The 20,401-nt window shown below is 38.0% G+C and carries 22 protein-coding genes and 1 pseudogene; 8 read left to right on the forward strand and 15 right to left on the reverse strand.

What is annotated here, in order from left to right; all coding sequences use genetic code 11:
* Positions 1–22 precede the first annotated feature (22 nt).
* On the reverse strand, positions 23–1,105 hold the full coding sequence (locus tag ACTJIV_RS04385; RefSeq protein WP_223558913.1) for an endonuclease/exonuclease/phosphatase family protein: 1,083 nt from the start codon (positions 1,103–1,105) through the stop codon (positions 23–25).
* A gap of 129 nt (positions 1,106–1,234) precedes the next feature.
* Between ACTJIV_RS04385 and ACTJIV_RS04390 the strand changes: the two genes are divergently transcribed.
* Positions 1,235–1,675, forward strand: a complete 441-nt coding sequence (locus ACTJIV_RS04390) for a nuclear transport factor 2 family protein (protein WP_440625835.1) — start codon at positions 1,235–1,237, stop codon at positions 1,673–1,675.
* Positions 1,676–1,740: 65 nt separating this feature from the next.
* Positions 1,741–2,118: an SMU1112c/YaeR family gloxylase I-like metalloprotein gene (gloA2, locus tag ACTJIV_RS04395; RefSeq protein ID WP_440625837.1), complete on the forward strand. Its 378-nt coding sequence runs from the start codon at positions 1,741–1,743 to the stop codon at positions 2,116–2,118.
* Between the two features lie 6 nt (positions 2,119–2,124).
* Here the strand turns inward: gloA2 and ACTJIV_RS04400 are convergent, their stop codons facing one another.
* Entirely contained in the window at positions 2,125–2,508 is a 384-nt protein-coding gene (locus ACTJIV_RS04400; protein ID WP_111960970.1) for a DUF1634 domain-containing protein, read from the reverse strand.
* On the reverse strand, positions 2,508–3,338 hold the full coding sequence (locus ACTJIV_RS04405; protein WP_111960971.1) for a sulfite exporter TauE/SafE family protein: 831 nt from the start codon (positions 3,336–3,338) through the stop codon (positions 2,508–2,510). Before ACTJIV_RS04405 ends, ACTJIV_RS04400 begins: the two co-directional genes overlap by 1 nt.
* Positions 3,339–3,423: 85 nt before the next feature.
* Here ACTJIV_RS04405 and ACTJIV_RS04410 point away from each other — a divergent pair, with 85 nt between their 5' ends.
* From ACTJIV_RS04410 to ACTJIV_RS04420, 3 genes are all read left to right on the forward strand, one after another.
* Positions 3,424–3,975 (forward strand): DUF1543 domain-containing protein, encoded by a 552-nt coding sequence (locus ACTJIV_RS04410; RefSeq protein WP_223558916.1) that lies wholly within the window; start codon positions 3,424–3,426, stop codon positions 3,973–3,975.
* A 42-nt stretch (positions 3,976–4,017) separates the two neighbouring features.
* The gene (locus ACTJIV_RS04415) at positions 4,018–5,130 is read left to right on the forward strand and encodes a 5-(carboxyamino)imidazole ribonucleotide synthase (RefSeq protein WP_440625840.1); all 1,113 of its coding nucleotides are present in this window, start codon (positions 4,018–4,020) and stop codon (positions 5,128–5,130) included.
* Between the two features lie 404 nt (positions 5,131–5,534).
* Positions 5,535–5,729, forward strand: coding sequence for a bacteriocin-like protein (locus ACTJIV_RS04420; RefSeq protein WP_146897209.1), 195 nt, complete (start codon positions 5,535–5,537; stop codon positions 5,727–5,729).
* A gap of 62 nt (positions 5,730–5,791) precedes the next feature.
* On the opposite strand, the gene ACTJIV_RS04425 is transcribed toward ACTJIV_RS04420, so the two are convergent.
* The 4 genes from ACTJIV_RS04425 to ACTJIV_RS04440 all read right to left on the reverse strand — a co-directional run bounded on the left by ACTJIV_RS04425 (position 5,792) and on the right by ACTJIV_RS04440 (position 9,842).
* The gene (locus tag ACTJIV_RS04425) at positions 5,792–7,915 is read right to left on the reverse strand and encodes a cation:proton antiporter (protein ID WP_440625843.1); all 2,124 of its coding nucleotides are present in this window, start codon (positions 7,913–7,915) and stop codon (positions 5,792–5,794) included.
* 8 nt (positions 7,916–7,923) lie between these two features.
* On the reverse strand, positions 7,924–8,490 hold the full coding sequence (locus ACTJIV_RS04430; protein WP_440625845.1) for a hypothetical protein: 567 nt from the start codon (positions 8,488–8,490) through the stop codon (positions 7,924–7,926).
* 160 nt (positions 8,491–8,650) lie between these two features.
* Positions 8,651–9,556, reverse strand: a complete 906-nt coding sequence (locus ACTJIV_RS04435) for a DMT family transporter (RefSeq protein WP_440625847.1) — start codon at positions 9,554–9,556, stop codon at positions 8,651–8,653.
* Positions 9,557–9,701: 145 nt separating this feature from the next.
* Complete coding sequence (locus tag ACTJIV_RS04440; RefSeq protein WP_157963416.1) at positions 9,702–9,842, reverse strand: bacteriocin-like protein; 141 nt, start codon at positions 9,840–9,842, stop codon at positions 9,702–9,704.
* A gap of 197 nt (positions 9,843–10,039) precedes the next feature.
* Between ACTJIV_RS04440 and purE the strand changes: the two genes are divergently transcribed.
* Positions 10,040–10,543 carry a 5-(carboxyamino)imidazole ribonucleotide mutase gene (purE, locus tag ACTJIV_RS04445; protein WP_440625848.1) on the forward strand — a complete coding sequence of 168 codons (504 nt, stop codon included), beginning with the start codon at positions 10,040–10,042 and terminating at the stop codon, positions 10,541–10,543.
* 55 nt (positions 10,544–10,598) lie between these two features.
* Here purE and ACTJIV_RS04450 read toward each other — a convergent pair whose 3' ends face one another.
* The 6 genes and pseudogenes from ACTJIV_RS04450 to ahcY form a co-directional block, all read right to left on the reverse strand.
* Positions 10,599–10,988 (reverse strand): T9SS type A sorting domain-containing protein, encoded by a 390-nt coding sequence (locus ACTJIV_RS04450; RefSeq protein ID WP_440626674.1) that lies wholly within the window; start codon positions 10,986–10,988, stop codon positions 10,599–10,601.
* Positions 10,989–10,997: 9 nt separating this feature from the next.
* Positions 10,998–11,153: pseudogene (locus ACTJIV_RS04455) on the reverse strand (BspA family leucine-rich repeat surface protein); the annotation flags it as partial.
* 15 nt (positions 11,154–11,168) lie between these two features.
* The gene (locus ACTJIV_RS04460) at positions 11,169–12,125 is read right to left on the reverse strand and encodes a BspA family leucine-rich repeat surface protein (RefSeq protein ID WP_440625850.1); all 957 of its coding nucleotides are present in this window, start codon (positions 12,123–12,125) and stop codon (positions 11,169–11,171) included.
* Between the two features lie 129 nt (positions 12,126–12,254).
* Positions 12,255–12,647 carry an inner membrane protein YiaA gene (gene yiaA / locus ACTJIV_RS04465; RefSeq protein WP_111960669.1) on the reverse strand — a complete coding sequence of 131 codons (393 nt, stop codon included), beginning with the start codon at positions 12,645–12,647 and terminating at the stop codon, positions 12,255–12,257.
* A gap of 236 nt (positions 12,648–12,883) precedes the next feature.
* Positions 12,884–13,687, reverse strand: a complete 804-nt coding sequence (locus ACTJIV_RS04470; RefSeq protein WP_440625853.1) for a hypothetical protein — start codon at positions 13,685–13,687, stop codon at positions 12,884–12,886.
* A gap of 112 nt (positions 13,688–13,799) precedes the next feature.
* Positions 13,800–15,116 (reverse strand): adenosylhomocysteinase, encoded by a 1,317-nt coding sequence (gene ahcY / locus ACTJIV_RS04475; protein WP_111960665.1) that lies wholly within the window; start codon positions 15,114–15,116, stop codon positions 13,800–13,802.
* 166 nt (positions 15,117–15,282) lie between these two features.
* Between ahcY and ACTJIV_RS04480 the strand changes: the two genes are divergently transcribed.
* Together ACTJIV_RS04480 and ACTJIV_RS04485 are read left to right on the forward strand one after the other, a co-directional pair.
* The gene (locus ACTJIV_RS04480) at positions 15,283–15,813 is read left to right on the forward strand and encodes a HugZ family protein (protein ID WP_440625855.1); all 531 of its coding nucleotides are present in this window, start codon (positions 15,283–15,285) and stop codon (positions 15,811–15,813) included.
* 195 nt (positions 15,814–16,008) lie between these two features.
* Positions 16,009–16,623: a 4'-phosphopantetheinyl transferase family protein gene (locus tag ACTJIV_RS04485; RefSeq protein ID WP_111960660.1), complete on the forward strand. Its 615-nt coding sequence runs from the start codon at positions 16,009–16,011 to the stop codon at positions 16,621–16,623.
* On the opposite strand, the gene ACTJIV_RS04490 is transcribed toward ACTJIV_RS04485, so the two are convergent.
* Entirely contained in the window at positions 16,604–18,868 is a 2,265-nt protein-coding gene (locus tag ACTJIV_RS04490) for an FUSC family protein (RefSeq protein ID WP_111960658.1), read from the reverse strand. The two genes, ACTJIV_RS04485 and ACTJIV_RS04490, sit on opposite strands and share 20 nt — an antisense overlap.
* Before the next feature lie 327 nt (positions 18,869–19,195).
* Positions 19,196–20,359, reverse strand: coding sequence for a type IX secretion system outer membrane channel protein PorV (gene porV, locus ACTJIV_RS04495; protein WP_111960656.1), 1,164 nt, complete (start codon positions 20,357–20,359; stop codon positions 19,196–19,198).
* Positions 20,360–20,401 lie beyond the last annotated feature (42 nt).

Below are 20,401 nucleotides of genomic sequence, written 5' to 3' on the forward strand. Positions count from 1 at the left end.
TATTGGTTTTTGTCAGACGTATTTATCCTTCAGTTACCACTTCATCGCGGTTACCGTCTTCTTCTTTTCCTTCCTGTATCATTTCTTCTGCTTCCGCTTTCTCTTCCGGAGTCGCTTCCTGAACCCGCTCTTCCTGTTCATCGTTGTGATGGTCTATGAAAAATTCACAATATACCGGAAGATGGTCTGAACCGAAATTTTCCAGGGTTTTAAGCTCTTTGATAAAAATATCTTCACTGTGGAACATCAGATCGATCGGAAATCTTAGCAGGCGGTATTTCGCATGAAAGGTAGACACAAAAGAACGTCCTATTCTGGGATCAATCAAATGACTCGTTTTTCTAAATAATATAGATGATTTCGACCATGCTACATTATTAAAATCTCCTACAACAATAACCGGTTCATGGATGTCTTTTACCCGTTTTGCCGTACTTAAAAGATCACCGTCTCTTTCTTTAGAGGTTTCTTCTTCAGTAGGGCTTGGCGGAGGCGGATGCACTCCGAAAAATACAAATGAAAATCCGTCTTCAGTCTTTAGGTGTATTTCAATACTCGGAATATCATCAGCCACAAAATAGTGAGTCTGTGCACTCTTGATCTCAAGTTTAGAGTAGAAATGCATTCCGTAGGTGTTTTCGAGAGTTACTTTATGCCGGAACGGATAATCTTTTTCAAGAACTTTCAAGGCCTGTTCCCAATCTCCATTACTTTCCATAGTCATAAAGACTTCAGGTTTGTATTTTTTAATAAGTTGAATAAATCTTTCGTATTCCTTATTAAACTGATAAACATTGGCAGAAATAAAATGCAGTTTTTGAGAAGATTTATGCTGCTGCTTATGTTTTTTGACCGGATAAAGCGGTGTATACTTCACGAGGGTAACTCCGTGGTGAATGAACAATAACAACAGAAGACTCTGTGAGTACCAGAGATGCTGAGACTGATCAAGTAAAAGCCCCAAAACAAAAGTGATCAAAACAGCATAAGTAATCTGAATCTTACCAAACTCCGGAACCCTGAATATCCAATGGGAATTCTGAATTTTAGGCAATAGTGTCAAAAGCACCAGCAATCCGATTAACGACAAATAAATACCCCACATAAAATTTAATCAACGGATAAAAATAGTTTATTTTTTATACAATTCAAATCAATTCGCTTTTTAGCTATGCTAATTTAATAGATTAGCATAATTTTCCCTATTTTTATTCTGTCAGATTAATAAAACCATATGAATAAACTTATTGCAGTTGTTCTGCTATTCGGTACTTTCTGTTTCGGACAGCATAATCAGGAAATAGAAAAACCGGTCCGTGATCTGTTTTTAGGAATGAAGAATGCAGATCCTGAACTGATGAAATCCGCTTTTGCAGAAGGAGCCATTCTCCAGAGCATTGCTAAAGACGGAACAGTGAAAAACGAAAATGTACAGGAATTTATAGCCTCTGTTTCCAAATTTTCAAAAGGTGATCTGGATGAAAGAATTGTCATTGATGCTGTGCATACAGATGGCGGACTTGCCAGTGTTTTTACGCCGTATTCTTTCTTCTTCAAAGGTAAATTCTCACATTGCGGAGCGAACAGTTTTCAATTGGTTAAGCAGCAAAATGACTGGAAAATTCAGTACATCATAGATACCAGAAGAAAAGAGAACTGCAGAGAAATAAAATAATGAGAATTACTGATTTCATTTTCAAATCTATAGAAATCTGACACACGAATTTAAAAACATTTTAAATGAAGATCCATCACATTGCCATTATATGTTCAGATTATAGAGTTTCAAAGAAATTCTACACTGAAGTTTTAGGCCTTACTATTATCCGCGAAGTTTACCGTGAAGAAAGACAGTCATATAAGCTTGATCTTGCTATCGGTGATCATTACGTTATTGAGCTGTTCTCATTTCCTGAGCCGCCGCCAAGACCTTCCCGCCCGGAGTCGTGTGGCTTAAGGCATTTGGCATTCTCTGTAGATAATGTCGGAATCAAAAGAAATGAGCTCATAGCAAAAGGGCTCACCTGTGAAGCCATCCGCATAGATGAATATACAGGAAAAGAATTTTTCTTTACCCAGGACCCGGATCAGCTTCCGCTGGAGTTTTATGAAATGTAAAAAAAATTAGTGGGCATAACCCGTAAAGAAGCTAACAGCCATAATGGCCAGCACGATTGAAGAAATGACTACATACACGTAGTCTTTTTCTTTTAAATACCCTACCAGGGCAAAAATAATCCTAACCAGAGGCGTAAAGATCAGCAGCAATATTCCCAGTTGGATGATGGCCATACCTTCTCCCTTGCATAAAGAATTCCAAAACATTCCCCATACCTTTTCAGAAGAGGAACCCATGTCCAGAGAAGTATATTTTTTAGGCATTTTAAAGCCTTCCATAAAAAGCTTAATAAAGCCGATCAATGATGTTGCCACAGACAAAATAACACCAAGCCTCAGAAGATTTCCTACCGAGCGGTTCAGATCCACATCTGTAAAATTCTTTCTCATTATCTGAAACTTTTATTGATACCGTTATACATCATATATATTGATAAAATGGTGATCACAATCGCAAAGAATACTTTTAATTTCTTCGTTTTGGATACCATCAGGGTTTTTGAACCTATGAAACTTCCTACTACGACACCAATAAGTACCGGAGCCACAATTACAGGAATGATCTCGCCTCTCTGGAAGTAGATCAGGGCACTGGCCACAGCCGTTACACCAATCATAAAGTTACTTGTCGTTGTAGAAACCTTAAACGGCAACTTCATCATATTGTCCATCGCCAAAACCTTTAATGCACCGGAACCGATTCCTAAAAGTCCGGACATGGCACCGGCAAACAGCATCATCAGAAATCCCGAAACCGTATTTCTTGCAGAATAACTTTTTAAAACTCCTTTATCGGGGAAAGTTCCGTATAATTTCAGTTTTTCTTCAAGGCTTCCTTTTATCAATGGTTCCTGGTGATCAGGCTTTCCCTTAAGATTGATAATAACTGTTAATAAAAGGATACTTGCGAAAATAATTCCAATGGTATTGGGATTAAGCATTCCGGAAACTAATGCTCCGATAATCGCTCCGGCAGTAGTCCCGATTTCCAGAAACATGCCTATCCGCATATTCGTAAAACCTTCCTTCACGAAAGCTACGGCAGCACCCGAAGAAGTACCGATCACAGAAATTAAAGAAGCACCAATAGCATAATGCATCGGAACGCCGAAACCCAGCGTCAATAAAGGAATAATAATAACTCCTCCTCCTAAACCTGTAAGTGAACCCAAAAGACCGGCGGAAACTGCGCCGAGAAACAGAATGATGATTTCTGACATGCTACAAATATAAAACTATTGTAGTACTCTGCCAAACGTTTAAAAAAGATAAATTTGACGTATTTTTGCAGTTATGAAAACTGAAATGAAATTATTTTATATCATTCTCGGTGCAACGCCCAAAGGCAGGAATATCGAGCAGCATGACGTTTTTTTCGGGATCGCAGAAAACCTTAAAGATCTTGTTCCCGATATGAAAGATTTCTGGAAAGAAGCAGAAGGAAAGATTCATGTGGACTGTTATCAGGAAGTGAGATTTGCAGACGGATATGAGGTGAAGATTGTTGAAAAAACAGATCTGCCATCCGAAGACCAGCTGTATTTCCTTAATTTAGGAGGGTACAAAAAAGGCTTTTTTGAAGAATTTCACGAACAACACCTGATGGTGGGGAAATCAATGGGAGAAATCATTAAAAGGGCAAAGGCAACAGAATTTTATGCGACAATGGGCTTTGAAGGAGCTGTAAGTCATATTGATGATAAGCACGGTGTTGATATTGATGATATCTTCAATGTCAATGATATTCTGCCGGAAAAAATGAAAGAAAAATATTCCATCATCCTTTCAAAATCTGAGGCAGAGAATCAGGAAAACCCAATAGGGCTTGGGTACTTAAAGATCGATAAAATTCAATAAAGCTTTCCATTAAAAAATCTAATAGAAAAAATAAAAGTAAGAATGAAAATAGGAATTTTAGGAGGCGGGCAGCTCGGAAGAATGCTGATACAAAGCGCACTGAAATACGATGACCAATTTTATACACTGGACCCAGCTTCCGATGCGCCGTGCAGCAGTATTTCCCATTTTACGCAGGGGAATTTCAACGATTATGATACGGTACTGAATTTCGGAAAAGATAAAGACGTGGTAACCATTGAAATAGAACACGTAAATGCAGATGCTTTAGCCGAGCTTGAACAACAGGGTGTGAAAGTAGTTCCCAATGCGGCCATTATTAAAACCATTCAGCAGAAGATCCTCCAGAAAGAATTCTATAAAACATACGATATTCCAAGCCCTGAATTTCAGGTCGTTTGGGACAGCGAAGAAAAGATCATGATGCCTTTGCCGTTTGTGCAGAAAATGAATACAGGAGGTTATGACGGTAAAGGAGTTCAGGTAATTAAAACCGAAGATGACTATCAACATTTATGGAAAGACGCTTCCGTGATCGAAAGTCTGGTCGATATAGACAAGGAACTTTCCGTAATCGTTGCCCGAAATGAAAACGGTGAAACCAAAACTTTTCCCGTAACAGAAATGGTAGCTGATCCAAAGTTGAATTTACTGGATTTTAATATCTGTCCCGTATTTCTAAATGACGATATCCAGAAGCAGATCGATTCCATTACTGAGAAATTTCTAAATGCTGTAAATTCTCCAGGTCTTTTTGCCATCGAATTATTCCTTGACAAAAATGGGAAAGTATGGGTGAATGAGACAGCTCCGAGGCTGCATAATTCAGGTCACCAAAGCCAGGAAGGAAATACCAATTCCCAGTTTGAGCAGATGTACCGGGTTGTAAAAAACCTGCCATTGGCAGACACAGATGCTTTCACTTACAGCGGAATGCTTAACCTTGTTGGCGCAGAAGGACATGCAGGAAAAGTGATCTATGAAGGAATGGATGATGTTCTTAAGTTACCGAAAACCTACATTCATCTCTACGGGAAAACCGAAACCAAACCCGGACGAAAAATGGGACATATCAATGTTCTGGCTGACTCCAGAGAAGAGCTGATGGAAAAGTTGGTGAAGGTGAAAAGCATGGTAAGGGTTATCGCTGAATAAAACTTAGATAAAAGAAAAAAGATAAAGAGCTGTAAAATCATTACAGCTCTTTTTATGTGATTCCAATCCGTCCGCTTCATCAAATCCAATTGTTAATCCCACCTTTACATTCCTTAAATTTACAATATAGTATTAGGCTTTTGCGTAGAAAAGATCTTTCTTATTGAGAAGTTTTTTATGGAATATTAAAGTTTTCTTATTTATTCAGAACCATTAACAATTTACAACGCCTTGTTATATTGTCAAATATTACATTAGATGGTGACTTGTGTCTCTTTATAATATTATTTTACTTTTTTATGTAATTTTAATAAAAAAATATATTGAAATTAAAATAAAACATGTATTTTCATGATACGAATCCTAAAGTATAAAAGGAGGAGAAACATCAAATATTATTTACTATGAAAAATTTAAAAAAAATTTCAAGAGAATCTTTAAAATCTGTAAAAGGAGGAATTACGCCGGAATGTGCACAATGGTGGGGCTCAGGGCAGCCATATTATACAAGTCAGACTGCCTGTCTTCAATCTCCAAATTATGACCCTGATATTAATTTGGGTTGTCATAATGCTTGTGGACGTTGGTACATACAATAAAGATACCCCTTTGGTAGCCTAAGGTCGGAAGATTTTTCTTCCGGCTTTTTTATTTATTCCTGTCATTTAAAAATCTTCTGGATCACATTTCCGATTTCCACAAAGTCTCCATGGTTCCCTACTGAGCGTATTTCCGGGCTGTTTTCATCAAATTCTGAGAACGGGAAGATTAACAGATAATTATTACCATTTAAGTATCTGTTCAGTAGTTCCGGGATAAGTCTCATCCGTGGAATATAGGACTTCATGCCGCGTTTGGCCATCAGGACAATCAGTGCTTCATCTTCTTTCAATTTAGCTGCTGTTTTTTCGCCGTCCTGCCAGGTACTCATAATGATAAACTCTGCTTCTATATTGGCTTTTTTAACAATCTTCTGAAGAATATCCAGAATATTTTCCGGAGCATAAAAAACTATGCTGGCACCGGAATTTCTGGCAATATTCCATACCCTCAGAAGCGCATGGAAAAATCCTGCTTCCTTATGGGCATTCTCCGGGACCATCACTGCATATTTCTTTATCGTGGATAGTGGCTGTGCGGCATGATATACCAGTACATTCACATCATCATTCTGAAGATAACCGCTGTAAAGGTTGTACACAAAAGAAGGGGAGAAGCCTTTCTCATCCTCCAGACCGATAATAAGATCGGTAATATTCTGCTCCTTAATGACATTTTTAACCCCATTGATCACATCATTGTCATACCTTTTAAGAGACTGCATTTTAACGTCAGCGGCGGCTGCTGCATCGGCTGCCTGATGGAGAAGTTTTTCAGCATTTTTCACTGAAGATTCATTTTTATCCTCATTAATCACATTCAAAGCGAACAGGTTTTCTGTATTAGAATGGACCTTGATTAAAATACCCAGATTCACCATTCTCTCCACGGTTTCCTCATGGTTAATAGCCAGAAGGATATTTTCCTCTTCATGGCTGTTGCCGGAAACTGTATCTTCATTGTCACTTTCTGCAATTTTTTGGGCACTGGCCATTGAAATAAATGAAGAGATGGTACAGGAAATAAGGATCAGAAGAATACTTCCGTTCAGTACATGCTCATTTAGTAATCTTACCGGTTCGCCAGTCTCAGTTTCAGAAAGAATAATATTGTATCCCACCATTACGGAGGCTAATGTTGCTGCTGCAGAAGCGGAGCTAAGTCCGAAAATAAGCTTTCCTTCATCCTTGGACAGCCGGAATGTCTTTTGGGTCATTACCGCTGAGATATACTTTCCTCCGATGGATGCAACGAGCATGATTCCTGCTACTTCCAGTGTTTCCCAACTTTTAAAGAAAACTTTAAAGTCGATCAGCATTCCTACACTGATCAGGAAGAATGGAATGAAGATCGCATTTCCTACAAATTCTACTCTGTTCATTAAAGATGAGGTATGCGGAATCAGCCTGTTTAGAGCAAGTCCGGCAAAGAACGCGCCGATAATAGCTTCCACTCCGGCAAGTTCAGCAAGCATTGCTGCCAGATAAATCATCACAAGGACAAAAATATACTGTGAAATCTTATCATCTACCTTTTTGAAGAACCATCGTCCTATTATAGGGAATACAATCAAAACAATGAGAGCAAAAACGATAAAGGAAACAGAGAGTTTAACCCAAAACTCCGTACCTACATCACCCTGCGACATTCCTACAATCACGGCAAGCACCAAAAGCGCCAGAATATCAGTAATCATGGTTCCGCCGACTGTAATATTTACTGCTTTATTTTTGGCAATTCCCAATTTGCTGACCAATGGGTAGGCGATCAGTGTGTGTGAAGAAAAAAGGCTTGCAAAAAGAATGGAAGTCAATATAGAGAAATGCAACAGATAGTAACCGCCCAGATAACCCAGAACGAACGGAACGGTAAATGTGTAGATTCCGAAAGTAAGGCTTTTCCATTTATTCTTTTTAAAATCACCCATATCAATTTCTAGTCCTGCAAGAAACATGATATAAAGAAGGCCTGTAGTTCCCGTTACAACAATGCTGCTGTCTCTTGCCAGCACATTAAAACCGTTTGGTCCTATTACAGCTCCTGCAATGATAAGGCCCAACAGATGCGGAACTTTAATTTTATTCAGAAGCAAGGGAGCGGCAAGGATGATAACCAGTACCAACAGGAATTTTAGAACCGGATCTTCTATAGGAAAACTCAGATTATGTATACTCAGTAAAATCATAGGTGTTTTTATTTTGTGGAACGTACTAATTCGACGGAAAATTTGGCTGTACAGCCATTGTCGGCAATAATAGTTCTTGTGCCTTTCAGTTTGGTATCCGAAATATCATTAATCAGAACGTTCATTTCTACTTTCTTTTGAGAAGTGGAATCTGTCCTGAAATTAAGCTTAATCTCATTATGCTCAAACTTTCCGGAATAAACCCTTACCAGGTTATTGTTATTGATGATTTTTGCTGACAGATGAATAGAGTCACTGTCGAATTCCCAGGTATCCGTACGCTGATCACCCACTACATAGTCACTGCAGTTAGATTCTGTACAGATGACTTTTCCGGTCCATGGTCCTGAGATTTCTTCCGGCCATAAAGCGATCCTAACGGAATCTTTTTTTGCAAAAATACTGTCTCTCATTTTTAAAAGAGACTGATATTCAGATTCTTTTTGAGCGAATGTTTTTTCTTTTTCGAGCAACTGTTTTTCCCTTTCTGTCAGATTTTTTTCTTTTTCCTTATAATCACAGCTGATCAGTAAAAATGAGCCGGTAAGAAGGATAAAAAATGTGTTTTTAAGCATATTGTCAGTGTTGGTGTAAACAATATAAGGAAAAATAAGGAAAATATAAAATCTCCCTGCCTCTATCCGCTCAAATTCGGGAAAAATTACGCCGTTGAAATCAATAGTTTTGACTTCAACGAATTGGAATATCCACCCATTGGACGGTCTAATTTCATTATTATTCTATTTTTTGTTTTTTGAACATTTGCGGATTATAATTAATGATGAATACACCAAGGATGATCAGTATGGCTGCAATGATAAATTTGATGCTGATTTCCTCATTAAGAATCAGCCAGCTTAAAAATATAGAGATGAGGGTATTGATGTAGGCAAGTATTGATATCTGCACCGGCGAAATCTTTGTTAAAGCATAATGAAAAGCAAAAAATGCTGCTACAGAGCCAAAAACGGCCAGATAAAGCATAGCAGATATGCTTTTTAAGCTCCAGTTCTCAAAATTATAATTTTCTGAAAGCAGAAATGCAAAAATAATCTGTACGATCCCGGCAAACAGAAACTGGTAAAACAGATTCAGAAAAATATTGCCACTCTGGATATTCATTTTTTTCGTAAAGATTGTTCCTGAAGCCCAGCCTGCAATGGCAATAAACAGAAACAGGATCCCTAAGGCATAGTCCGGATTTTTGAGATCATGAATACCATCCCAAAATATGAAAACAATCCCACTGAAAGACAGGATGATACCGATAAAAGCCCTTGCATGGAACTTCTGAAGTCCAAATGCCAGGCTTCCCAGAAAAACGAGAATGGGGGAGCAGGCACTGATCAGGGATGTAAGGCTGCTGGTAACCTCTTCTTCCGCTACCGTCGTCATTCCGTTTGCAATAATCAGCATTAATGACGAAAAAATAAGCTGGTATTTCAGCTTTTCCCAACCAATCCATTTAAATTCTTTCCTGTACAGAAGAATCAGAAACATAATAATAGCGGCCAGAAACTGACGTATCCCGGCGACAAACCATGCGGGAATGGTCTCGACTGCTACCCTGATCGACAAAAAGGTAGTTCCCCATACAATGGCAACGGTCAGTACTGCAAAAGTAAGTTTATAGTCTTTCAATATAAAAATTAAATAGGCCAAGCAAATATACAGGTTATGAAATTAAGCGGATGGGTACAGTTGCTGTGTTTTTTGAAGGCTCAGAAGAACGGGTAAAATATGTAACAATAAAAAAGAGTACACTTTTAATGTACTCTTTTGGCTTTTAAGGTTGGAATCCTCCGCATGTGTCAAAAGGAACACATTGCCATTTGCCGTTTCTAAAGCAAAGCTGGAATGAGCAGGCCTCCATACCTCCTAAAACTTTTTTTAGTTCTTCTTTTTTAAGCTTTTTTAAATTTTTCATTTTGAATAAATTTTATGTTGGTTAGTGAAACAAATATTGTAAAAAAATGATAACAGTGAATCAAGATTAACACAGTTTAACTTTTTTGATTTATAAAGCGAAATCTTTTTATCTTTTTTAGACTGGAAGGCAGGAAGAAATGTATACTTCAAAAAAGGTTATATTTTTTTATCTTTGACGATCTAATAAAAATTGAGATGGTAGGAATTATAATGGGCAGCCAGAGCGATCTGCCGATCATGGAACAGGCTGCAAATTTTTTGAAAAGCCTCGATATTCCATACGAACTGACGGTAGTTTCGGCGCACAGAACACCGGAAAGAATGTTTGATTATGCAAAAACGGCAAAGGAAAGAGGCCTTAAAGTGATCATTGCAGGAGCCGGCGGGGCAGCACACCTTCCGGGAATGGTAGCCAGTTGTACCACCTTACCTGTAATTGGAGTTCCCATTTTGTCCAGCAATTCTATTGACGGTTGGGATTCTGTACTGTCTATTCTTCAGATGCCGGGTGGAATTCCTGTGGCAACAGTAGCTTTAAACGGAGCTTTGAATGCAGGAATATTAGCAGTGAAAATCTTAGGAAGTGCGGATGAAGTGATTGCTGAAAACCTTCAGAAATATCAGGATTCTTTAAAAGACAAAGTATTGGGAACGGTGGATGATATCAAAGCCATTCACCCGAATCATTTTGATGTTTAAATAACACATACACCATTAAAAAATCGCCTTATCAGAAGATAAGGCGATTTTTGTTTTATTTCCTGATAAATTTAAAAGACCTGATTTTTTCTTTTGAAATAAGCTGCAGCATATAATTTCCCGGTAGTAAAGATTCTACATTGATGCTATCTCCTTTTATATGGTCTTTCATTAATATTCTGCCTGATGTATCCAGAATTATATAAGAAATGATTTCCGGCATATTCCTGATAAAAATGCTATGATGCACGGGGTTGGGATAGATAGATCCGCTTTCTTCCAAATGTGAGTTTGAAACAGATAATACACGGCAATCTCCAGGCAGATCATAAGTGAAAATCCAGCCTTTGGCAATCAGGATGTTTCTTTTATCAATAATATCCGAAGAATAGGAAAGGGGCTGCAGCGGGCCCAGATTAATATTATTTGCTGTATTGATATTCATGGCCCATCCGGAGAGGGTTTTGCTGTAATTTGTACAGTTAATCCCCGAATTATAAAAAGCCGTGTGCGCATCGGTAAGAAATGGAAGATTCCAGTTTTCCAGACTTTGATTAAAATGAACCGCTCCTGTAAACATCGTACTGATAGTAGTCACTTTGCTGGTATTCCATGAATCAAGAGGTTAGTTGAATGCGGTACAGCCATGAAACATATGGGAAATATCAGTGGCGTTGGAGATATTCCAATTGTTGAGCGGCTGATTAAAATTGGGGTTGAAATGGAAAAGGAAGGTCATATTGGTCACATTCGAAGTGTTCCAGTTGTTCAAGGGTTGATTAAAATTAAGTGTTTCAGCGAACATATACTGCATATTTGTAACATTTGATGTATTCCAGTTATTCAGATTCTGATTAAATTTTTTGTTATTGTAAAACATGTAACTGAAATTCCCGGCAGATGAAGTATCCCAAGAACCTATAGGTGCATCAAAATTATCCTGTGATAAAAAAGGAGGACAGGCAAACATATATTCAAAATTTATTATGGACGATGTATTCCAGGTGTCCATTGATGGGTTTCCCGCAAACTGTCTGATATTGTAAAACATATAGGATGCATCAGTAACCAGGGAAAGATCAGGTGCGTCGGATGCAGTCAGCTGGAGAGAAGGGCAGTTTGCAAATGCACTCTTCATAGATGTCCATTGGATATTTCCCCATTGAACTATTTCCATAATCTTATCAATATTTCCGTAATTAGTCCATGAGTTGCCTATGTTGCTGCTGAATTGAATCTGTTTGAAAAGACCGTTTCCGTTGCTTGCTTTTACTTTATAAGTGGCATTGGCAGGAATGGGGTTTAGAGGAGCTCCGAACTGAATCAGTACCTGTTTGTTCGAATTGACATTCACCATTGTACCATTATGCTGGGGGTAGTTTACTTCTTCCCAAGTAATGGTGTAGTTTTCACCAATTCCGGGAAACCATATTTCATTAACCCCTGCCTGCACAGGAGCATCTATAGTGACGGAGTTCAGTGGTTGGAGGTTGGGCTTCCAGATTGTAATAAATTCATCCTGGGCCTTGATAGGTTGAAATAATAATATTATTGAAATAAATAATAGAATTTTATTAATCATATATTAGTTTTTTGGAAAAAAATATATGTAAATTAATAAAATTCTGCAAATGGTGGAAAATCTATTCCTGTATTCTCATTATATTGCTTTTAATAAAAAAACGCTTCAAATATTGAAGCGTTTTTTTTATTATTCCTGGATCATATTGTCCCGTGTATTTTTCTGGACGGAGATGGCTCCGAAAAGGGCGAGGAGAAATGCAAATGCATAAAATCCTTTTTCACTTGGAAGTATGGTGGCATTCCAAAGCCCAACTGCCAACAGCACGATGGAAGAAAGGGTGGCAAACCAGCAGATCCCATAATAGATATCCGTTACCGGGATATTTTCCAAACGGTCACGGACGGCTTTCTGCAGAGAAACTACGGCAAATAGCCCATAAAGAAGTATGGTAAAATAATATCCTTTTTCATTCAGCAGCATTTCTGCTCTGGCAAGACCTACGATGAAGCCTATCATTCCTGCTCCCAATGCTACCCAAGATGCGGCTACAAACGCGTTTGATACCCTTTGTTTTTTCATTAATTAAATGTTTTTGTTTTAGGGGCTAAATATATTCATTTTTTCTAAACTTAACAGTCGTTGTACCCAAAATATGGGTAAAATACGGATACGGCAGTAATTGGGATTCCATTAGCCCCGATAGAAGCGGTTACCCCACAGCAGTGAGGCTTAAGTCTGGCGCGAGGAGTAGAAGCGGATAGCGGGAATAGCTTCAAAAAAGAAAAACTCTCCTAATGGAAAGTTTTCTGTAACTGTTACTGTGTAATATATTCGTAATTGTATTGCACGTAATTGTTTCCATTGGCTTCTTTTCCAACCACCTGAATGGGCAGTTGAGCGTTGTTGTACTGTATGGTATAGGTAATATTCTGATTTTGGGTCCAGCTTCCGTCACTGTTTTTGTAGCTTATTTTTTCTGCTGTATAATTGTTTTTGCTTAAAGAATAGGCTCTTTCCATCATAATTCTCATGTACTTGTTTGTATTGGTGAACGGACTTAATTTATCATCATACGACAACTCTCTTTTATAAGCAGAGCTTATTGTTCCTCCGATGGTGGAAGTTTCCACGGAAATGTTGTCTCCGTTATAAGCATATGTGGAAGTACTGGGATTGGAGCAGTCTTCTGACTGGCAAAGGGTGGAAGATACGAGTTTACCGTTTGAATTATATGTATAAGTGCTTTTTCTGTTGAAATCCGGGTTCGTATAGATAGCTTTGATATCAACTAATTGATCGCCATTATAATTAAATACAGCATAATACTCTAAAGTCTGAGTGGCTGTGTAGTAATTTACCTTTGTCGGTTTTCCGTTGCTATACTCGAAAACGGAAGATCTCCCTCCGGACAGCATTTTTATGAGCTCTCCCTGGCTGTTGTATTCGAATGTAGATACAGTGGTTTCAGGATTGGAAGGATTGTCGTAGTAAATGGTAGTGACTTTACTCAATAACAATTTTTTTTCTGAAGGATCATTTGTAATTTCGTTATCATCGCTGCTGCAGCTTGTAAAAATTGTCGCTGAGCCCATTAACCCCAGAAATAAATATTTTTTCATTCTCTTTTTTTATTTTTCAAAAATAAGGAATACTTGTCAGGTTGGAAATATAGCAAACAAAAAAAATCCCACTACATTGAATAATGGGATTGTATATAGATTAAAATAAATCTTAGTATCTGTAGTACTCAGGCTTGAATGGGCCTTTTACATCTACACCGATATATTCAGCTTGTTCCGGAGAAAGAGTTTCCAGTTCAACGCTTAATTTTTTAAGGTGTAAAGCAGCTACTTTTTCATCTAAATGCTTAGGAAGCATATACACTTCGTTTTTGTAAGCAGCAGAATTGTTCCACAATTCGATCTGAGCCAAAGTCTGGTTAGAGAAAGAGTTAGACATTACAAAACTTGGGTGGCCTGTTGCACAACCAAGGTTTACCAATCTCCCTTCAGCAAGAATAATTACTTCTTTCCCGCCTTCTAAGGTGTAGATGTCTACCTGAGGTTTAACTTCAGATTTTGTCTGACCGTAGTTTTTGTTTAACCAGGCCATATCGATTTCATTGTCGAAGTGACCGATGTTACAAACGATCGCTTTATCTTTCATTTTAAGGAAATGTTCTCCTCTTACAATATTGAAGTTACCTGTAGTAGTGATGATGATATCTGCATTGTCTACAACTGTATCCAGTCTTTTTACTTCATAACCGTCCATAGCAGCCTGAAGCGCACAGATTGGGTCAATTTCAGTAACTGTAACAATAGAACCAGCTCCTCTGAAAGAGGCAGCAGTCCCTTTACCAACGTCTCCGTATCCGCAAACTACCACTCTTTTTCCGGCAAGCATAACGTCTGTAGCTCTTCTTACAGCATCTACTGCAGATTCTTTACATCCGTATTTGTTGTCGAATTTAGATTTAGTTACCGAATCGTTTACGTTGATAGCAGGCATTACTAAAGTTCCATTCTTCATTCTTTCATAAAGTCTGTGTACACCTGTAGTGGTTTCTTCAGAAAGTCCTTTGATATCTTTTGTGAATTCAGGGTATCTATCGAAAACCATGTTCGTTAAATCTCCACCATCATCCAAAATCATATTCAATGGTTTTCTGTCTTCACCGAAGAATAAAGTCTGCTCAATACACCAGTCAAATTCCTCTTCGTTCAGACCTTTCCAGGCATAAACCGGAATTCCTGCAGCAGCAATAGCAGCAGCAGCGTGATCCTGTGTAGAGAAAATATTACAAGAAGACCAGGTAACTTCAGCTCCTAAAGCCACCAATGTCTCGATAAGAACAGCTGTCTGGATCGTCATGTGAAGACATCCGGCAATTCTTGCACCTTTTAAGGGTTGAGATGGTCCGTATTCTTCACGGATAGACATCAAACCTGGCATTTCTGCTTCGGCAAGGGTAATTTCTTTTCTTCCCCATTCTGCTAGGGATATGTCCTTCACTTTGTAAGGAACGTATTGTGTTGTAGTACTCATATGTAATGAATAAGTTTAAATTCAATTGATAACGAACTGCAAAATTACAATTAATAATTAAGATAAAAAAACGGGAGACAGGCTTAGAGTTTATGAGATTATACATGATTTAATATTATTTAGTCTTAATATAAATAACTATTTTTGTTCAGATAAATTTTATACTATGAACCATACGAATATCCATGGAGAGGCTAACAGAAAAGCAAAGCCGGTTGCTCCAAAAGTAAAGGAACTGATAGAACGTACCAAAAGTGTGATTTTGGCCACGGTAGATGCGGAAGGAACTCCTAATTCCAGCTATGCACCCTTTGTACAGGTAGGAAACACGTTATATGTTCTGGTATCTTTTATGGCAAGACACACTAAAAATCTTGCGGACGGAAGAAAAACTTCAGTGATGTTTATTGAAGACGAATCTGCAACCAAGCAGATCTATGCCCGTGAACGTCTCACCGTCGAGGCATCAGCTTCCCAGATAGAAAGAGATTCTGAAACCTGGAACACTGTTGTTACTAAGCTTAAAGAAAATCACGGAAAAGTGGTTGAAGTTATTTCAGAAATGGGAGATTTTATTCTTATTGCCCTGCAGCCTGTAAAGGGTTCTTATGTGAACGGATTTGGAAGCGCTTATTTTGTAGATGAGAATCTTGAAATTCTTGAGCATAGAAATGATGTGAACCATCAGCCGAAATAAATAGATAAGAATGGGAGAGGGGAGATGGAAGTTTATAATGATTAAGTAAAGAAGAATTCTTTTTTAATAGATTCTTTGTAATCAAAACTTTAAAGTTAATGGACAAACGAATAGTAACTTCCATCTTCGTGCTTCCTTCTCCCATCCTCTTTTATCTTCCACATCTTTTCACTACTTTTATCGAATAAAAAAACGATGCCCCTTTACCGAGATTTTTCAGATGACAATGCCACGATTCTTGTATGGAAATATGATGAAAGCGAAAAACTTGACATCAATGAGCTTCTGGAACCGGAAAATGCTGAAAAGGTAAAAGACTACCATCCGAAAAAACTTCTGGAGGTACTCATGGTCCGTAAACTTTTGAAAGGTTTAAAACCCAATTCCAAAATACTATATAAAGAAAGGGAACCCTTCCTTTCTCCTAAAGATGCGGAAATTTCTATCACTCATTCATTTCCTTTCGCAGCTATAGCAGTTTCTAAAAATAAAATAGGTATTGATATTGAAAAATTCAATCCAAAAATTTTAAGGGTTATTGATAAATTCACTTACGAGAATGAAAGAGGATTTATTCCTGAAGATAATGCCCCCGCTTTCTATACTATTATATGGAGTGTAAAGGAAAGCATGTACAAGATCCATCATTCCAAATACTGGTCTCTTAAGAAGAATTACGAAGTAAAGCCGTTTGAGCTCAAGCATCTTTATAAAATAAGCTGCAGGGTTTATGATGAACAGTTTTCGGACGAATTCAAGGCGAGAGTGGAATTTTTTGATGACTACTGCTTTACGATCGTGGAGGAATAGAATCAGCTTCGCTTCTGTATTTTTCAATTACTTTTCTCTGCTCTTTGGCTACGTCGTAGATCAGTTCCAGAATATCGTGGATGTTTTTAAGCTCTGTTAAATGTGAAATTTTATCAGGATCTCTTCTGTCAACCAGATCATTTTCCTCTATCTCCGTTTTTCTTTTCGAAATCAGATCTTCAATGGAAGAATCTTCCGGTTCCAGACGGCTTTCCATTTTTAAAGCTTCATTGATCTCGTTTCCATGTAATAAAACGGACGTTTGCTGCATTTCGGCTTCAATCTTTCTGCTCCAGCTTTCGGCATCTATTTCAGGATACTTTTCATTGTTTTTAGAGTATTGGGAAAGGGAAGCGGTATAGGCTGTGATCAGGTGTGAAGTTGCGACAAACTGGTGTACCACTTCCAGTTTTTTCTGTTGGTTCTTCGGTTCAGAGATCATTCTCTGGAAGTTGTCGGAAAGGTTGGCCAGCGAAATAATGGCATTTTTCCGCTTTACTTTATAATCTTCAATATCAAAATTTCCCTGTAAGAACTTGGAAATGACACTTTCAAAATAGATCAGATTATCTGCCGCAGATTTTTTCATCAGATCAAGATTCTGAGTATGCTCCCATACAGGCAGAACAATATAGGATACGGCAAAAGCAATAACTCCGGCTATAATGGTATCCAGAATTCTGTCCTTAAAGATCACGTTTACATTTCCGGGATTTAAAAAGTTAAAGCTCAGAAATACATAGATCGTCATAAACAGCACCGCCCAAAAATATCGGCCTTTCAGAAAGCTGAAACACATAATCATGCTCAAAAGCAGAATGGTAAATAAAAGACCATTGAAGTGTATAAAATGTAGAATCGTATAGGCAATAACTGCGCCTGCAATGGTTCCGTATAAACGGAGTAGATTTCTTTTTTTCGTAATGGAATAGGCGGGTTTTAATATTGCTGTAATCGTGATCAGGATCCAATAGGTATGACCCAGGCCCAGAAAATCGAACATAGAGAAAAGATAGCCCACAAGCAGGGCAGTTGTAATTCTTATTGCATGTCTGAAATGAGAGGAGGAAAGTGAAATATTATTCCTTAAAACTTTGAAGTTGAGCTTTTCTTCATTAGGCATGAATTTTTTTAAATCTAACCCTGTAGAAAGGCTTTTGGCCAGTTTCACATCCTGGGAAAATACTTTATAAATTTCATTGATCTCTTTTGTAATCTCATTGATGCGCATCAGGATCTGGCGGAGGATCATGAAATTTTCCAGATTATCCGGAGTCAGCTGCTTATTGCGTAAATCAAAATAATGAACGTTAAGGTTTTTCAGTTCATGTTCCAGATCAAAAATGGATTTTGCCCTTGTTCCGATCTGAAGCGAGATTCCGATATTGGTAATTTCTTCGGCGAGCAGGTTGAGGTAATCATGGATATTGACCAGGATCATACTGTCTTCAAAGCTCTGCTGCAGTTTCTGATAATCACTTTCAGAGGTCATCAGCTTTTCATGAAGGTCCATGGAATTCAAGAACATCAGCATCAGCAGACGGCTGGTTGTTGTTGATTCATTAACGATGGTTCTCGTCTTGAAAACGGTTTCCCTGGTTTCTTCCTGAAGGTTTTTGATCCCGACCTGCTTGGCAATAACCTGAGTGGTCAGTTTATCAAAATCAGGATTTTTCTGGTAATAATTAGCTTTGATTTTTAAAAATTCTGCGAGCTGCAGATAATTTTCCCCGATCATCTGTCCTGCCAGTTTATAAGGCTGGATGGTGGTAACCACAAGGAAAATCAGTAAAAACCAGATACAGCCGGATGCAAAGATCAGCAGGCTTTTAAAAATATTACCTCCTGTAAGATGCCCGTCAATAAATATCGCCAGTACAACAAGAGATAGCGAACCCACGGCGGCAAGTCTCTGTCCGTAAACCCCGATAAGGGAAAAAAACATTCCGAACACAATGATCTCCAGGATGACCAGGACTTTAAAATTCATGACCATGCTGGCAATAAATGCAACGAACACAAAACAAAAAATAGCAAAGGTCAATGCATTTCTCCTTCTGATAAAAGGTCCGGGCTGATCACAAAGTGCTACAAAGCTGGTTCCGAGAGGAAATAAAAAGTATTCTTTCAGGATTCCGAAGTGGGCGAGGACTAAACAAGGCAGAACGGTTGCCAGCGTAATTCTGATCGCAGAATATACATATTGGCTGGTAACAAATTTTTTGAGTTCTGCTGAATAGTTCATACTACAAAATTAATTATTGAAAACAAGAAATGCCTTATAAAAATGAGACTTTTGCAAACTTATATATTATATTTCTTTAATAATTTTTCAATTGGTAATAGATTGTGGTTGAGTCTAACACAAATTTAGTGCTGGGATTGTACTATTTGCCAAAGGAATGTGAATGATGAATAACCTGCGCTGTCAATTTGCTTTGCAGTGAATTTTCTTTATCCCTCAATTCACTATTCACTTGCGAAGCAAAATTCACCATTGACCGGTTGTCGATTCGGTGCATACAAAAAGCCCCATAAAAATGAGGCTTTTTGTATTTGGGTATTAAATATCTTAATAATCTACATTAGATGTTTCATCACCGATGTTCCAGGTAAGACCGAAACGAAGGGTATTATCTAAAGCAGTATTGATTTTTGACATATTGATCAGATAAGAAATATCAAGCCCGAAAGAACGGTATTTCAATCCGATACCTGCTGTAGCGAACTGTCTTGCTCCCTGCTCTTCACTTTCGTGGAAGTAACCTGTTCTTACGGCAAATGCATTGTCATAAGAATATTCTAGAGCACCACTCATCATGATAGAGTTTTTATTTTTGAACGACTTTCCGATCCCTGCCATTACTCCTACGTTAGGGACTTCATATCTTGGCTGTCTTGTGTTAGGATCTATTCCTACATATTCTGATCCCGGAACCAAAATCTTAGAGCCTTCTACACTAATGCCGATCTTGTTCATATCATCCAAATACATATCATATCCAAGTCCTAATCTTGCCATCGTAGGCAAATAAGATCTTGATTCTTCATTTCCTGTATAGTCTAATTTCGGACCTAGGTTCTGAATAGCAAAACCTGCATTGACTTTACCATCATATCCTCCGAAACTTGAAAATCTTGGAGAGGTATAGTATCCTGAAACGTCAACTGCAAAAGAGTTAGCAGCTTTAAGGGTAGTATCTGTGTTGAAACCTCCGGCTAAATCCGAACGGATGAATCTTCCGGTAACGGCCATTGAGTAAGAATCAGAAAGTTTCAGACCGTAAGCAACGTCAATGGAAAATTCATTAGGCTTTGACGTCCCCATAGAAGTGACTTCTGAACCTACCAGCTGAGTAAGGTCTACCTCACCCATGTTGAAATAATAGATACTTGCAGAAATAGTGGATCTTTCTTCCTGGCCTAAAAATTTATGGAATGCACCATATAGTAAAAATACATCATTGGTAAGTTTCCCCATATAAGGCGTATAGTTAAGACCTATGGAAGAACTTGTTCTGCTAAAAGGATATTTTGCCGCATTCCAGAATTGTGAAAATGCATCCGGTGAAGTTACCACCCCTTGGTCTCCCATACCTCCAGCTCTTGCATCTGGTGCAATTCTTAGAAAAGGAGCTCCGGTTAATACTGGATTTATTTTACTTAAATCTTGCGAATAGCCTAAAAAACCAGCACTTAAACCAAATCCCAAAAGCAGTTTAGTAGTTAAATTCATATGTTGTCTTTTATATATTATCAGTTTTTTATAACAATTATT

The organism is Chryseobacterium sp. 22532 (genome assembly GCF_052044665.1).
Taxonomy (GTDB): Bacteria; Bacteroidota; Bacteroidia; order Flavobacteriales; family Weeksellaceae; genus Chryseobacterium; species Chryseobacterium lathyri.

What these genes read in the sequence shown, in the direction of transcription:
- ACTJIV_RS04385 (WP_223558913.1), bottom strand. Translation starts at nt 1,105, where the DNA reads ATGTGGGGTATTTATTTGTCGTTAATCGGATTGCTGGTGCTTTTGACA.
- ACTJIV_RS04390 (WP_440625835.1), top strand. Translation starts at nt 1,235, where the DNA reads ATGAATAAACTTATTGCAGTTGTTCTGCTATTCGGTACTTTCTGTTTC.
- gloA2 (WP_440625837.1), top strand. Translation starts at nt 1,741, where the DNA reads ATGAAGATCCATCACATTGCCATTATATGTTCAGATTATAGAGTTTCA.
- ACTJIV_RS04400 (WP_111960970.1), bottom strand. Translation starts at nt 2,508, where the DNA reads ATGAGAAAGAATTTTACAGATGTGGATCTGAACCGCTCGGTAGGAAAT.
- ACTJIV_RS04405 (WP_111960971.1), bottom strand. Translation starts at nt 3,338, where the DNA reads ATGTCAGAAATCATCATTCTGTTTCTCGGCGCAGTTTCCGCCGGTCTT.
- ACTJIV_RS04410 (WP_223558916.1), top strand. Translation starts at nt 3,424, where the DNA reads ATGAAATTATTTTATATCATTCTCGGTGCAACGCCCAAAGGCAGGAAT.
- ACTJIV_RS04415 (WP_440625840.1), top strand. Translation starts at nt 4,018, where the DNA reads ATGAAAATAGGAATTTTAGGAGGCGGGCAGCTCGGAAGAATGCTGATA.
- ACTJIV_RS04420 (WP_146897209.1), top strand. Translation starts at nt 5,535, where the DNA reads ATGAAAAATTTAAAAAAAATTTCAAGAGAATCTTTAAAATCTGTAAAA.
- ACTJIV_RS04425 (WP_440625843.1), bottom strand. Translation starts at nt 7,915, where the DNA reads ATGATTTTACTGAGTATACATAATCTGAGTTTTCCTATAGAAGATCCG.
- ACTJIV_RS04430 (WP_440625845.1), bottom strand. Translation starts at nt 8,490, where the DNA reads ATGCTTAAAAACACATTTTTTATCCTTCTTACCGGCTCATTTTTACTG.
- ACTJIV_RS04440 (WP_157963416.1), bottom strand. Translation starts at nt 9,842, where the DNA reads ATGAAAAATTTAAAAAAGCTTAAAAAAGAAGAACTAAAAAAAGTTTTA.
- purE (WP_440625848.1), top strand. Translation starts at nt 10,040, where the DNA reads ATGGTAGGAATTATAATGGGCAGCCAGAGCGATCTGCCGATCATGGAA.
- ACTJIV_RS04450 (WP_440626674.1), bottom strand. Translation starts at nt 10,988, where the DNA reads ATGAATATCAATACAGCAAATAATATTAATCTGGGCCCGCTGCAGCCC.
- ACTJIV_RS04460 (WP_440625850.1), bottom strand. Translation starts at nt 12,125, where the DNA reads ATGATTAATAAAATTCTATTATTTATTTCAATAATATTATTATTTCAA.
- yiaA (WP_111960669.1), bottom strand. Translation starts at nt 12,647, where the DNA reads ATGAAAAAACAAAGGGTATCAAACGCGTTTGTAGCCGCATCTTGGGTA.
- ACTJIV_RS04470 (WP_440625853.1), bottom strand. Translation starts at nt 13,687, where the DNA reads ATGAAAAAATATTTATTTCTGGGGTTAATGGGCTCAGCGACAATTTTT.
- ahcY (WP_111960665.1), bottom strand. Translation starts at nt 15,116, where the DNA reads ATGAGTACTACAACACAATACGTTCCTTACAAAGTGAAGGACATATCC.
- ACTJIV_RS04480 (WP_440625855.1), top strand. Translation starts at nt 15,283, where the DNA reads ATGAACCATACGAATATCCATGGAGAGGCTAACAGAAAAGCAAAGCCG.
- ACTJIV_RS04485 (WP_111960660.1), top strand. Translation starts at nt 16,009, where the DNA reads ATGCCCCTTTACCGAGATTTTTCAGATGACAATGCCACGATTCTTGTA.
- ACTJIV_RS04490 (WP_111960658.1), bottom strand. Translation starts at nt 18,868, where the DNA reads ATGAACTATTCAGCAGAACTCAAAAAATTTGTTACCAGCCAATATGTA.
- porV (WP_111960656.1), bottom strand. Translation starts at nt 20,359, where the DNA reads ATGAATTTAACTACTAAACTGCTTTTGGGATTTGGTTTAAGTGCTGGT.